Genomic DNA, 14382 nt, shown 5'->3' on the forward strand with positions numbered 1-14382 from the left:
ACACCCCCCCAGAAAAATCTTTCCTCTATCTTCTTGCAGCAGGCTCTCCTCTCGAAAGCGGGTGCAAAAGTACGGAATATCTTCTTTCCCTACAAATATTTTATGACCTTTTTTTGAAGAAAAAGCGTAAATTGTTAAGAAGCAACTGTTTATAAGCACGCAAAAACTTTACAGCGATACATTCCTCTGGATATAAAATAATGTATCGCGCACATTAGATAACAAAGCAGATATTCTCTCTTACCCGACTTATAAGAGCGAACTTTATCGTAATATTCGATCTGCCTTTCAACCCAGATTCCGCAATAGAACCAATAAGAATGAATTTAATTCAGGCCTTCAGCCCTTATAAACCTCGCAGAGGCGGTGAGTTGTTGATTTGTTGACATGTTGATTTGTTGGCTGATTACTGAATACTGACCGCTAACGATTATATCGGGCTTGCAGCCCTTTCGGGTAATGGTTATGCGTGTTACACGCCGAATCATGTACCCGGCATGACAATTAACCATTGACAATTCACCATTAATAAATAGGAATACATACCGTTATTATGATTGGGAGCCTGATAAAGTTTGGTAGAGAAAACGCTTGATGCTTTTTTTCGGTGTTTTCTCAAATTCCGTCGGAAAAAGTTCGATTCGGGAGATACGTTCATAAGGAGCCAAAAGCTTATTGACTTCGATCCGATTTTGCTCCATGATAGTCGGAAGATCGCTGTGTTGCACCACCGTAGTGTCGACCGAATCGTAATCAGGATAGACGAGTGCTACAATTTTGCCGTCCTGCTCAAGTACCAGACTCTCCATCACGAAAGGCATATTATTTAGCTTCGACTCCAACTCTTCGGGATAGATATTCTGTCCATTTGAGCTTAATATCATCGTCTTACTTCGTCCTCTGATAAAAATACGCTTTTCCGCATCAATCGTTCCCATATCACCGGTGCGCAACCAGCCATCTTCGGTAAAAGTATTGGCGGTCGCCTCATCGTTTTTAAAGTAACCTAACATGACATTTTCGCCGCGTACCTGTATCTCTCCAACTTCATGATACGGATCGGGGGAATCGATACGCACATCCATAATGTCCTTCAGGATATGCCCGCACGAAGTTGGTTCGAAGACCCGATGATTCGAATAGCTGATCAGCGGGCCACACTCCGTCATTCCGTAACCGACGGTTACCGGAAATTTGATTTTGCAAAGGAAATCGGTTACTTCCTGACTCATCGCCGCCCCTCCGACAATGACTTCACAGAATTGTCCTCCGAGCGTATCAGTCAGCCGCTTATTGATCTGCGAATAAATCCGGTTCGCAAGCAACGGAATACTTAGCGCCATCTTCATGGAACGTTTGCTGAGCTGAGGCAAGATGACGTTTTTATATATCTTCTCGAGAATGAGCGGAACGGTAATAATCAGATTCGGCCTTACGTCTTGAAAAGCCTTGAGAAGCACTTTCGGCGAAGGCAATTTGCCAAGTATATGCACGTGCGCGCCGACAGCCATGGGGGTGAGCAGGTTGAACGCACAGCTATACGCGTGAGCCAAAGGAAGAAAACAAAGTTCATCATCTCCCCGAAACATCAGATCGAGCGTTTGGGCGTACGTCACATTCCCCGCCAGATTATTTCCCGTCAGCACGACTCCTTTACTGAAACCCGTCGTTCCGGACGTATAATTAATTTCGATCGGCTGCTCGTTACCCACCTCGAGATATCGAATATCTTCTTTCGTAAAGCCTCCAGGGTATTTTTGGGCCATCAACACATCCACATCTTCATGTCGCAATCGTGAGGACATGCCTTCACGACGCAAGATACAGTGGAAATCGGTCAATGAAAAAGCGACTTGCACATCCGGAATTTTTTCCTCTTCGAGCGTGTCCCAGATGCGGTCGGAGACAAACAGGACGACAGACTCGGAATGATTGATAATATGATGAATATCGTTCGGATTGAAGTCCTGCAAAATTGGGACAATGACGGCGCCGTAAGTAATTGTGGCCATATAAGCAATGCACCAGCGAGCACAATCCTTTCCGACAAGTGCCACTTTATCTCCTTTTTTTACTCCACACTGTTCCAGCACGATATGCAAGCGGGCGACCTCTTCGGCCACATCGCAAAAGAAAAACACCTGATCGGTCCCATAGTCGGATACCGACGGCAAGTCCCAATTCTCGCGAAAGCTTGTTTCGTACAGTTTAATAAAATTCTCCTTAATCATCACGTTCCCATTTATTTTTATCCATGTCTGCAAAGGTAAACAAAATTATGCAGAAACCCATGTGGAGCGAAGCATCTGAAAAGAGCGTTCGGGCGCTTTTGCCGTTCTTGGAAATTCTTCTACCTTTGCGGTTTCATACAGACAGAGTAATAAGGGGAGATGATTGACGAAGCGGTTTTTGAGAACAAGAAAGCGGCCTACTATACGTTAGGTTGCAAGCTCAATTTTGCGGAAACATCGACGATCGGGAAGGAGCTGGCTGCATACGGGATTCGGAAGGTCCGTAACGGGGAGCAGGCCGATATATGCATCATCAATACCTGCTCGGTGACGGAGCTGGCCGATAAGAAATGCCGCCGGTTGATTCGGCAGGTACACAAACAGCACCCCGATGCCTTTGTGGTAGTTACCGGATGTTATGCACAATTGAAGCCCGAAGAAGTATCGCAGATAGGCCATGTGGATATGGTTTTGGGAGCCGAACAGAAGGGCAACGTAGTCCGCCATCTAAACGAATGGACGGAAAAGAAGAAGGTGGTCACGTCAGAGACGAAGAACATCCGCGCGTTTACGCCCTCATGTTCGTCCGGTGACCGCACGCGTCATTTTCTGAAAGTACAGGACGGATGCGACTATTTCTGCTCTTTTTGCACGATTCCGTTTGCGCGCGGACGCAGCCGGAATGGCAAGATCGCCGACCTTGTCGCGCAGGCCGAACAGGTAGCATGCGAAGGCGGGAAAGAGATCGTACTGACCGGAGTAAATATCGGCGATTTCGGGAAGAGCACGAACGAAACTTTTTCCGAGTTGGTTCGCGCACTCGACAAGGTGGAGGGTATTGCACGTTACCGCATTTCGTCTATTGAGCCGAACCTGATTACGGACGAGATCATTGAGTTCGCCGCTGCCAGCAAACGTTTTATGCCTCATTTTCATCTCCCGCTGCAAAGCGGGAGCGACGAAGTGCTGAAGTTGATGCGCCGTCGTTACGACACGGCGCTGTTCCGCCAGCGGGTGGAACGTATCAGGTCATTGATGCCGCATGCCTTTATCGGGGTAGACGTGATCGTAGGGACGCGGGGTGAGACTGATGCTTATTTCCAAGCGTGTCGGGAATTTCTGGAGTCATTACCTGTTTCGCAACTGCACGTATTCAGCTACTCGGAGCGTGCCGGAACGCAGGCGCTGAAAATCACGCCGGTCGTGTCGCCCGAGGTGAAACATGCGCGCAGCAAACAGCTGCTCGATTTATCCGACCGCAAGCTCAGCGAATTCTACGAGGCACATATCGGAACGACGGCCGACGTACTCTTCGAACATACGCGTAAAGGCAACCGCATGTACGGCTTTACGGCAAACTACATCAAAACGGAAGCACCCTACGACGCAAAGCGGGTCAATCGTATCACTCCCGTCAGGTTGGAGAGACAAAACCCGGACGGCACGGCATTAACGGCAACCCTCATCGATTGAACATCATGGGTAACCGACTGCTATATGCATTGCTTTACGTCTGGGTAAAAGCCTGCGCACGGCTCCCGATGGCTGTGTTATATGTGTTTTCCGATGTGCTGTCATTTTTCATTTACCGTGTCGTACGGTATCGGCTGAAGGTCGTGCGGCGCAACCTGCGTCATGCCTTCCCCAACAAAACGGAACGGGAGCGGCAGGAGTTGGAACGACGGTTTTACCGGCATTTCGCCGACTACATCGTCGAGACGATCAAGCTCGCAGGTATCTCGCATGAGGAACTGCTCCGTCGATCGCACCTGCTCAATCCCGAATCGGTCCGGCCGCTTCGGGCACAAGGTCATACGAGCCTGATCCTTATGATGGGGCATTACGGCAACTGGGAATGGTTCACCGGATTCCCGTCGTGCTTCGACGGCGGCCTGAAGGTCTATCAAATATATCGTCCGCTCAATAACAAGGCATTCGATAAACTGTTCATTTTTCTGCGCACACGCTTCGGGGCTATCGGCCTCAGGAAGAAAGACGTGATACGCGAAATAGTCCGCCTCACCCGCGAGAAACAGCCGAGCCTCTTCGTCTTTATTGCCGATCAGACCCCCAGTCGTGCCAATCTGCATTACTGGACGACGTTTCTGAATCAGGAGTCAGCCATGCTGACGGGTCCGGAGCGTCTGGCCGTCAAACTGAATGCTCCGGTGATCTATGCCGACGTCAGGCAGGAGAAGCGCGGGCATTACACGGTCGATTTTCAGTTGATCACCGACCGGCCGAGAGAAATGCCGGAAAATCGGATCACCGAAGACTATACGCGCCGCATGGAGCAGACCATCCTGCGTGATCCGGCGAACTGGCTCTGGACACACAAGCGATGGAAATATAAGAGAGTGAAAAACGGAGAGTGAAAAGTGAAAAACGAAGAGTGAAAAGTGAAGAGTGAGAAATAAAACCCTTCGGGCGTTGAGTTGTTGAGTTGTTGAATTGTTGAGTTGTTGAATTGTTGAGTTGTTGAGTTGTTGAGTTGTTGAGTTGTTGAGTTGTTGAGTTGTTGAGTTGAACGTTAGACAAAAAAACAACTGTCAACTTTTCTCAGGACAGGACACTGAAAACTGAATGCTGAAAACTGAATACTGAATAATGAAAGTAGCAGTCATTATATTAAACTGGAACGGAAAAAAACTGATGGAGAAGTTCTTGCCGTCGCTACTGAAACATACGCCGTGCGAAACGGCCGAAATTATCGTTGCAGACAACTGTTCCACAGACGGTTCGGTAAAGATGCTCCAAGAGCGGTTTCCGTCTGTGCGGGTGATTGTCTTAGACCGGAACTACGGCTTTGCCGAAGGGTATAACCGTGCGATCGAGCAGGTAGATTCAGACTATACGGTACTGCTCAACAGCGATGTGGAAGTTACACCTCACTGGTTGGACGCACCGCTCGATGCGATGGATAGAGACACCCGGATCGCCGGTGTGCAACCCAAAATTCTCTCGGAACGCAACCGATCATTCTTCGAATACGCCGGAGCCTCCGGCGGATGGATAGACCGCTACGGGTATCCGTTCTGCCGCGGACGCGTATTGGGGGTCGTAGAAGAAGACCAAGGACAGTATGACACGACAGCCGATGTGTTTTGGGCCAGCGGTGCCTGTCTCTTCGTCCGTACGGACGTCTACAAGAAAGAAGGCGGGTTAGACAGCCGTTTTTTTGCTCATCAGGAAGAAATCGACCTGTGCTGGCGATTGCGCTCACGCGGATACCGGCTGTTATGCACCCCCCGGTCGGTTGTTTATCACGTAGGTGGAGGTACGCTGCATGTAGAGAGTCCGCACAAAACGTTCCTGAACTTCCGCAACAACCTGCTGATGATTTATAAGAACCTCCCCGATCAAGACCTGCGGCGGGTCATGCGTTGGCGATTCATGCTCGACTATCTGGCAGCCATCAGGTTCGTCCTTACCGGTCACCCGAAGAATGCATGGGCCATCGTCCGTGCGCGAAACGTATTCGGACAGTGGAAACATGAATACGCAGCCATCCGAAAAGAGAATCTGGAAAAAACACATGCCTACCCCGTCCCTGAAATGATGAAACAGTCGCTTCTGCTAAATTTTTATCTGAGAGGAACGAAAAAATTTTCCGACCTGATGCAGCCCCCCTCTTCCAAGTTCTAACTTTCTTCAAGCATCCTCTTATATCAAACGATAAAAAAGTGACAGGAACTTCGGGACTACTTTTATTAAACGACAAAGACAGCACCGAGACCGAGTATGATGCGTATGATTCGGGCACAAAAAAGCCCGCGAATCATCATCGATCGGCAGGCGTAATTTACTTTTATAGGTAATCCCATGAAAACACTTATGCTTGTATTTTTTCTTCGTGGGCGCTGAGGGATTCGAACCCCCGACCCTCTGCTTGTAAGGCAGATGCTCTGAACCAGCTGAGCTAAGCGCCCGAATAAACCGTGAAAAAAGTTTTGTCTTCCTCTGAAAGACGCTGCAAAGATAGATGATTTTTTATTCCCCACAAACTTTTTGAAAAAAAACTTTTCGGATAGGAGAAAAAAGTAGTCAGAGTAGTTAAGGTAGCAAAGAATGACGGATTAGGAATGCCCTCGGCGTTCGTCCTTGGGCCTCGGGCGGTGAGCCGACGGAGCAGCGAGCGGGGCGAAAGAAAATCAGGCTGTCCGAAGCGAAGCGAGTTACCTGATTTTCCGACCTGCAAGCGTCGCGAAGGCGTGTGAAGCGCACGAAGCCTTGACCTTTGGGTTACTTTTGGGTCAAGCCAAAAGTAACGGAAAAGAGATTCATCGCTTCGCTCTGAATGATAAATTAATGGTTAATGGTTATGCCGGGTTATCCGAATGCAAATTTCGCAAATGTCGCGAATCAACACAAATAACTGTGTTTTTCATTCCGAACACAGTGAGGAATCTCGCGAGGGAAAAGGAAAAGAGATTCATCGCTCCGCTCTGAATGACAAATTAGTTGTTAATGGTTATGCGTGGTACACGGTATCCGAACGCAGAGGAACATCCCCCCAGCCCCCCCCTTCAAAGGGGGGAAGAGATTAGCATCACTTTTCTTCTCTTTTTTTCGGCAACGGTTGGGTTGCCGTATGCGGTCTATGATCTTACGTCTTTTGCGAGATTTAAGTTATTTTACAAGCGACTTCTTCTGCCATCATGCTTGTCCGACCCATGACGAAAGGGCCGGGAGCGTCTGACTGATTGTCTCGAAATAGAATCCGCTGTGTTCTTTCACGGCCCAAACTCCGACCGCACAAACGCCTACCAACGAGGCCAGCCAGGCGAGAAGCAGAATCCATTTCACGGCCCCGGCCATCGGTCCTAAGTTCAACGATCGTCTGAAAAGCCGGTACAACAACGCCATCAAAGGAATTCCGAGCAGTAAGATTCCGGAGATGCTTCCCCATACGGCCATATAGTTGGGCATCTCGGATACGAAGTACATATCCGAATCGATCCACGGCAAGTAGCTGAATACGGCGCTCCACCCTCCGACAATCAGCGCGAAGACAACGATCAGCAGAATAAACAACACAAAGATACACACGGGTATCAGCAGGATACCCAACAGCACGGCTCCTACTTTGAGCACGGCGGCAAAGAACGAGACGATAAAATCGGCGATCTTCTGCAACGGTGTGCGCGTCGCGTTTGTACGGATATAAGCCCGCATATCGTCCGATACTTTCTCAAACCCGTCCGTCACCGTCCGCCCAATATTTTCGAGATTGACCGGTTCGCCACGCATCATGAGCCGGTCGGTAGCCGTTCGCGCAAGCGGCAGCACGAGCCACAGTACGATGTATATGATTGTGATGGGAACCGTCATCGACACAATCAGGAGCAAGATCATGACCAGTCGCAGCAACGTCGTATCGATTCCGAAATAAGCGGCGAGTCCGCTGGCTACTCCTCCGAGCATCTTATCGTCAGGGTCTCGCATCAGTCGCTTGCGGAACTTCCTGTCGGAAGCGCCGGCCGTCGGTTCCGTAGTAGCAGAAAATTCGCTTCCGGCATTTTTTTCTTCTCCGGCAAACAATTCTTCGGGCTTACCCATGCGCTGAATCACCTCTTCTACGTGTTCAATCGTGATTACGTTAAAGCCAAGGCGTATCCGCTCGTTGAGCAATTCGGAAATACGCGCTTCGAAATCACTCATAATCTCGTCCGAGCCTTCTTCACGGCTGAAATGAATGCGCAGATTGGTCAGATAGCTATCCAATAATTGATATGCATCCTCGTCGATATGAAAGACGATTCCGTTTAAATTTACGGTTAATGTTTTTTTCATTGTCTTATTATTTTATTCGTTATTTCTAATATGATTAATCGTATCGTTCAGCTCTTGCCACGAAAGCTCCAGCTCCTTCAGAAACGCTTCTCCCGCTTCCGTCAACCGGTAATATTTCCGGGGCGGCCCCTGCGTCGACTCGATCCATTGATAACTTAACAGTCCGCTGTTTTTCAAACGCGTAAGCAATGGATACAATGTTCCTTCCACAACAATCAACCGTGCTTCTTTCAACTTCTGAATCAGATCGGAAGTGTACGACGGTTCTTTTTTTAAGAGCAGGAGGATACAATATTCCAGGACCCCCTTCCTCATCTGCGATTTTACATTTTCTGCATTCATACTGTTCTATGTTTTGGCACAAAAGTATGCATTGCAAATAACCTATGCAATACATAATACTTATATTTAAGTTTATTTAACACGACGTAAATTGTCATATCCCTCTTTTTTTACATTTATATCGCTCGAATTTACAGCCCATGGCCGTGTGCCGTTTCAATTCTTTTATTTATCTTCGTCCGCTATTTCGGAGAACCGGAATAACAACGGACAAAGCATCTTACAAAGCGTATGTCCGAAACCGTCGAAAAAAAAGAAAAAGAAAGGACTGTCTGATGGAAATCTTGCGTTATACGTTTTTTCAGAATGCCCTCTGGGGCGGTTTATTTACGGCCATTGCCTGCGGTATCGTGGGGACATACGTCGTTTCGCGCCGGCTGGTATTTATCAGCGGAGGCATCACGCACGCCTCATTCGGCGGACTGGGGTTAGGCTTTTACTTGGGGGTTAACCCGTTTCTGACGGCACTCGGATTTGCCGTGCTGTCGGCTTTCGGTGTCGAATGGATGAGTCGTTCACGGCGGGTGCGCGAAGATTCGGCCATCGCCGCCATCTGGTCGTTAGGCATGGCTATCGGCGCGATCTTTATCGTGCTGACTCCCGGTTACGCCCCTAACCTCTCCTCCTATCTGTTCGGTAATATCCTGACCATCTCGCGTACCGATATTTACTGGACCGGCGGATTCGCAGCGGCCCTGAGCCTGTTCTTTACCTTATACTACCGGGCAGTCCTGTATTCGGCCTTCGATCGTGACTTTGCCCGGACGCAGGGGCTTCCGGTCAAAGCCATCGAATACGTGATGACACTTTTTATTTCCGTGACCATCGTACTGTCCATCCGGCTCGTAGGCATTATGCTACTGATGAGCTTGCTCACCGTCCCGCAGATGACGGTCAATCTCTTCACCTCCGACTTTCGCAAAATCATCTTCGGAAGCATCGGCTTAGGCTTTGCTTCGTGCGTCACCGGACTGTATCTCTCCTACATCCTCCAGATACCTTCCGGCGCATTTATCATCGTCGTACTGATTGCGTGTTTTTTAGCGGCGAAACTTTTTCACCTCATTGTACGTAAAATATCCTCCGCGTCCGCGACATGTCCGGCTTCTACTCCAACGCCTGCCGATCGTTCGCGCTAAGACCCGGAAATGCCAAAAGCTCAACTTGCCGGAATTGAAAATTATCCCGTACATTTGTCCTGAAAAAGCGAGAAAAAGAAGCATGGCCGAGAAAAACGAAACGGGAAAGACGGGCGAACACATCGCACGCTCCTATCTGGAGCGGCATGGCCTGACGGTTCTGCATACCAACTGGCGATTTCATCGATACGAACTCGATCTTATCGCCCGTACACAGACGGAGCTGGTCGTGGTCGAGGTCAAGACCCGTTCGAAAGGCTACCTGCTCTCGCCCGAAGAAGCCGTCGACATGAAAAAAATCCGTCGGATCGTCGCAGCATCCGACGCCTACGTGCGGCAATTCAATATTAATCTGCCTGTCCGCTTCGACATCGTCTGTCTGATCAAAAACGGCCATCGCTACGAGGTAGAACATATCGAAGACGCGTTCTACGCTCCCCTGAAACGCTAACCCATTTTCCGAAACGCAATGAATATAGAAGAAGTACGCGACTATTGCCTGACCCTGAAGCATACGACGGAGTCGCTCCCGTTCGATGAGGTGACGCTGGTTTTCAAGGTCGAACACAAGATGTATCTGCTGATAGCGCTGGATGCGGCGGAGCCGCATATCGCCGTCAAGTGCGACCCGGAACAGGCCGAAGAGCTGCGGGCACATTATGCGGCCGTCGAACCGGCCTATCATCTTCTTCATAAGAGATATTGGAACGGCATCTATCTGGAACGGGATATGCCCGACGACGAAATCCGCCGCTGGATACGTCACTCCTACGAGGAGGTGCTCCGAAAACTGCCTAAACGAATCCGCGAAACGTATGGTCTCTGAAACACCTGCCATCATCCGTCTGCGGGAAACGCACTCGACGAACCGGTATTTGCAGGAACAATTGCAAACGGGACATATACCGGCCGATGAGACGATCGTGGTCACGGATTTCCAGACGGCCGGCCGCGGACAGACCGGCAACACGTGGGAGTCGGAAGCCGGACAAAATCTTACGTTCAGCTTGCTCTATCATCCGGCATCGCTGCCGGCGAACGAATCGTTCCGGATCGCACAGATCGCCGCGCTGAGCGTAAAACGTACACTCGAGCGTTATGTTCGGGACATAACCGTCAAATGGCCGAACGATGTGTACCGGAAAGAGCAAAAAATCTGCGGTATCCTGATCGAGAACCTTTTTTTCGGTAAGTTTATCGCTCATTCCATTCTCGGCATCGGCCTCAACATCAACCAACAGATTTTTCACAGCGATGCCCCCAACCCTGTTTCACTCTCGCAAATCACCGGGAAGACCTACGATCGAATGGCGATACTCGAAGCATGGCATACGGAATTCCGGAGGTTGCGCCGACTGCTCGAAACGGGAGATGCCGCAGCCCTTCATGCCGAATATCTCCGTTCGCTCTATCGGCGCGACGGCTTTCATCGCTACCGGGATGCTTGCGGAGCCTTCGAAGCACGGATCGTCGATATCGAGCCGGACGGACACTACGTGCTCGAACGACGTGACGGATCATTCTCCCGCTATGCCTTCAAAGAGGTGAGCTTCATCTGAGAACAACCGAATTACCTTCTGTCATATTATAGCAGCGTTCTTTCCATGCAAAATTTCGAGACGTACTCTCCACAGAATCTCCGGCTTTTTCGCTAATTTTGCTCGCATGAAAAGCAGAGACAGCATGAAAAGCATGGCTTGTTACAGGAGATCGCTCCTCCGGGAGCTCTTCTTCTCCCGGGTGATCGGTCTGATCATCGGGGTAGCCCTGTGTTTTTGCTGTATCACCTGCAAACAAAAGGAGGCGGCCGCTCCCGCGCCGACGGAACCGGCGCAGGTAAGGCTCGGCGGCGAAAAGCGCACGAACGACGTCACCCGATTCAACGACAGCGACGACCTCGAAAGCGATTTTCTTAATCCGCCCGCCTATGCACAGCCGCGCATCTGCTGGAGATGGCTCGAAGGAAACATCTCGAAAGAAGGTATCCGGAATGACTTGACGGAGATGAAGAAAGTCGGTATCCGCGGTGCGGTCATCTACGACACCGATTCATCATCGTATGGTCAGGTAGAACGTACCAAGCCGGGACCCGGCTTTATGAGTCAGGCATGGCGTGACCTGTTCCGGTACGCCTGCGAGGTGGCAGACAGCCTTGATATGGAAATCAGCCTGAACCTCGGCAGCCGATGGCATAACGGAGGACCGTGGATCACCCCGGAGCTGTCGTCAAAAAAATTAGTCTGGAGTCAGATCGATGTAGACGGAGGCAGACGCATCCAGACGAAACTGAATCTTCCGGAAGGTCTGCTCACACGCCCCGGCTCGGACGAACTCTACTATGTACCGGTGGCGGTACTGGCCGTCCGCCTCGACGAGGATAACATGTACACCGCTCCACTCGAACGTTTTAAGATCAAGGCCCTGCACACCATTCACGATATTCCCGAAATCAGCGGGCTGGGCTATCACTGGGAGGCCTTTATAAAAGAAGAAGAGTCTTACGATGACGATTTCAACACGCGCCTGAGCGATATTTACGACATCAGCCATAAGACGGATGCGGAAGGCAATCTCTCGTGGGAGGCGCCCGAAGGACGTTTTCGTATCTTCCGCTTTGTTTATACCGGAACGGGGCTTCAGGTTTCGTCGTCCGGCACAGAAGGGTTAACCATGGATTTTATGAGCGCCGAAGCGATGGACGTCCACTTCGACCATAGCGCGACGGTTTTGCTCAAAGACATGCAGGGCAAACATTGCGAAAGTTGGAAATACCTTCAGGACAACTGTTGGGAACCGGACGCCGCAAACTGGACGGAGTCGCTACCCCGGGAATTCAAGAAAACCAACGGCTACGACATCACCAAATACTTGCCCGTCATCACCGGACTGATTGTCGAAAACCGCGACGTGTCCAATCGTTTTCTGTACGACTTCCGGCGTACCATCAGCGATCTGATCTGCAAGAATCACTACGGACGTTTCAAGGCGCTGGCGCGTCAATATCGTCTGAGCATCCATCCCGAAAGCGGAGGACCTCATCCGGCACCGATCGACGCCCTGCAAAACCTCGGTCAAAACGATGTCCCGATGGGAGAATTCTGGCTTCGCGCGACGACTCATCGCATCCGGCCCGAAGAGCGTTTTTTTATCAAGCAGGCCGCTTCGGCCGCCCATATCTACAACCGTCGGTTCGTTGCGGCCCAAGGCCCGATGAGCATCGGCCCGATGTGGGAAGAAGATTTCCGTTACATGAAACCGACGCTCGACCGTGCTTACTGCGAAGGCATGAACCGCGTCATGCTTCATTGTTTTACGCACTCACCCGCGTCGGCGGGAAAGCCCGGCAACGCCTACTTCGCCGGCACCTGCTTCAATACGAACGTGACGTGGTGGAAGCAATCGAAAGCTTTTCTGACATGGACTGCCCGTAACTCGATGATGCTCGCGCAAGGCAAACCCGTCAGCGATGTCTGCATTTATTATGGCGACAACACCCCGAATCAGGCTTATCTCAAACACCTCATCCCCGGACTGGGCGAAGGCTACGACTACGATATCACCAACACCGAAGCCATCCTGAACCGCATGAGCGTGCGAAACGGACGGATTGTCTTACCCGACGGGGTGAGTTATCAGGTACTTATGCTACCCGACCGCAAAGGGATCAAAGCCGAAGTGCTCACGAAGATCAAGGAGCTGGTAAGAGCCGGTGCGACTGTCGTCGGGCCGAAGCCGCGAACATCCGTCGGTTTGCGTAACTATCCGGCTGTCGTAAAGCAGATACAGGAGGATGCAGATTCGGTATGGGGCAAGAGGTTCACTAGCGAACATCGTTTCGGAAAAGGACGGGTGGTCTGGGGCAAACCCTTGCGAACCATTTTGCAGGAGGCAGGCGTCGCTCCGGATATGGAATACAAAAGCCGGCGTTACGGAACGTACATTGATTACATCCATCGCACGCGGCAAGACGCGGAGATTTACTACGTGGTCAACCGTAGAGAGCAGCCCGAATGGGTAACCCTCACCTTCCGGGTGAAGAAAATGCAGCCCGAAGTATGGGATCCTGTCGATGGGTCTCATACGACGCAACGCATCTTTACCGTCGAGGAAGACAGCCGCATCACCCTGCCCGTATTTCTCGAACCGTACGGCTCACGGTTCGTCGTGTTTCGCAAACCGGTAACGGGCACTCATTTTACCGAACTTTCACGCAATGGCGTCTCACTCTTTCCCCGTCTGCCGGCACATACGTTCTCCAGCGCTCCGGTCGTCACCCTGCCGGACGGTTCGTTCTATTTCCTGTCGGGCAAAAAGTACGAGTTGAAGAAGCATACGGGACGAAAAATCACGCTCTACAACTACGAAACGGAGACGATGGTGATCCGTACTCCGTGGAACGTATCCTTCGATCCGGCTTGGGGAGGTCCTGAAAAGACGACGTTCGAACGACTGGTCTCATGGCCGCATCATCCTGACAAAGGCATCCGTTACTACTCCGGCGCCGCCGTGTATGAGAATCGTTTTACACTGACGCCGCAACAGCGAAGAAGAAACCGGGTGATCCTTACGTTCGGCGAGGTGTACCACGTCGCCGAGGTGACGATCAACGGTCGCTCTGCCGGCATCTGGTGGAATGCTCCTTTCGAGAAAGACGTGAGCGAATTTGTTAAAAGCGGTGTGAATACCCTCGAGGTGAAGGTTGTCAACCTTTGGCCCAATCGCCTGATCGGCGATCTTCAGTTGCCCGAAGAGGAACGGTTTACCCGCACGAACGTCCGCAAGTTCACGAAAGACGCTCCGTTGCTTCCTTCCGGACTGCTCGGCCCGGTCGGATTGACCTTTCGACCCGTTAAAAAGCCATAAGGTCCGGCTTTCCA

11 protein-coding genes and 1 tRNA gene are annotated in these 14382 nt (G+C 50.7%); 8 read left to right on the plus strand and 4 right to left on the minus strand.

Going from position 1 to position 14382, the window contains the following annotated elements; genetic code table 11:
• Positions 1-551 precede the first annotated feature (551 nt).
• The gene (locus tag Tanf_RS02750) at positions 552-2231 is read right to left on the minus strand and encodes an AMP-binding protein (protein WP_046824834.1); all 1680 of its coding nucleotides are present in this window, start codon (positions 2229-2231) and stop codon (positions 552-554) included.
• 159 nt (positions 2232-2390) lie between these two features.
• Here Tanf_RS02750 and mtaB point away from each other — a divergent pair, with 159 nt between their 5' ends.
• The 3 genes from mtaB (at position 2391) to Tanf_RS02765 (ending at position 5876) form a co-directional block, all read left to right on the plus strand.
• A complete protein-coding gene (mtaB, locus tag Tanf_RS02755; RefSeq protein ID WP_046824835.1) occupies positions 2391-3704 on the plus strand; it encodes a tRNA (N(6)-L-threonylcarbamoyladenosine(37)-C(2))-methylthiotransferase MtaB in 1314 nt (437 codons plus the stop codon).
• Positions 3705-3709: 5 nt separating this feature from the next.
• The gene (locus Tanf_RS02760) at positions 3710-4606 is read left to right on the plus strand and encodes a lysophospholipid acyltransferase family protein (RefSeq protein WP_041590615.1); all 897 of its coding nucleotides are present in this window, start codon (positions 3710-3712) and stop codon (positions 4604-4606) included.
• A gap of 229 nt (positions 4607-4835) precedes the next feature.
• Positions 4836-5876, plus strand: coding sequence for a glycosyltransferase family 2 protein (locus Tanf_RS02765; protein ID WP_046824836.1), 1041 nt, complete (start codon positions 4836-4838; stop codon positions 5874-5876).
• A 209-nt stretch (positions 5877-6085) separates the two neighbouring features.
• Here Tanf_RS02765 and Tanf_RS02770 read toward each other — a convergent pair.
• The 3 genes from Tanf_RS02770 to Tanf_RS02780 all read right to left on the minus strand — a co-directional run bounded on the left by Tanf_RS02770 (position 6086) and on the right by Tanf_RS02780 (position 8366).
• A tRNA-Val gene (locus tag Tanf_RS02770) sits at positions 6086-6160 on the minus strand.
• Positions 6161-6887: 727 nt separating this feature from the next.
• Complete coding sequence (locus Tanf_RS02775) at positions 6888-8024, minus strand: PspC domain-containing protein (RefSeq protein ID WP_046824837.1); 1137 nt, start codon at positions 8022-8024, stop codon at positions 6888-6890.
• Between the two features lie 12 nt (positions 8025-8036).
• Positions 8037-8366: a PadR family transcriptional regulator gene (locus tag Tanf_RS02780; protein WP_046824838.1), complete on the minus strand. Its 330-nt coding sequence runs from the start codon at positions 8364-8366 to the stop codon at positions 8037-8039.
• 275 nt (positions 8367-8641) lie between these two features.
• On the opposite strand from Tanf_RS02780, the gene Tanf_RS02785 reads away from it, so the two are divergent.
• The 5 genes from Tanf_RS02785 to Tanf_RS02805 all read left to right on the plus strand — a co-directional run bounded on the left by Tanf_RS02785 (position 8642) and on the right by Tanf_RS02805 (position 14368).
• Positions 8642-9505 (plus strand): metal ABC transporter permease, encoded by an 864-nt coding sequence (locus Tanf_RS02785; protein WP_046824866.1) that lies wholly within the window; start codon positions 8642-8644, stop codon positions 9503-9505.
• Positions 9506-9587: 82 nt separating this feature from the next.
• The gene (locus Tanf_RS02790; protein WP_046824839.1) at positions 9588-9956 is read left to right on the plus strand and encodes a YraN family protein; all 369 of its coding nucleotides are present in this window, start codon (positions 9588-9590) and stop codon (positions 9954-9956) included.
• 18 nt (positions 9957-9974) lie between these two features.
• Positions 9975-10331 carry an MmcQ/YjbR family DNA-binding protein gene (locus tag Tanf_RS02795; RefSeq protein WP_046824840.1) on the plus strand — a complete coding sequence of 119 codons (357 nt, stop codon included), beginning with the start codon at positions 9975-9977 and terminating at the stop codon, positions 10329-10331.
• A complete protein-coding gene (locus tag Tanf_RS02800) occupies positions 10321-11064 on the plus strand; it encodes a biotin--[acetyl-CoA-carboxylase] ligase (RefSeq protein ID WP_046824841.1) in 744 nt (247 codons plus the stop codon). The genes Tanf_RS02795 and Tanf_RS02800 overlap by 11 nt, the downstream gene beginning before the upstream one ends.
• A 133-nt stretch (positions 11065-11197) precedes the next feature.
• Complete coding sequence (locus Tanf_RS02805) at positions 11198-14368, plus strand: glycosyl hydrolase (RefSeq protein WP_170218292.1); 3171 nt, start codon at positions 11198-11200, stop codon at positions 14366-14368.
• The last annotated feature ends 14 nt before the right edge of the window (positions 14369-14382 follow it).

Origin of the sequence: Tannerella forsythia (genome assembly GCF_001006485.1) — a bacterium.
Classification (GTDB): Bacteria; Bacteroidota; Bacteroidia; order Bacteroidales; family Tannerellaceae; genus Tannerella; species Tannerella forsythia.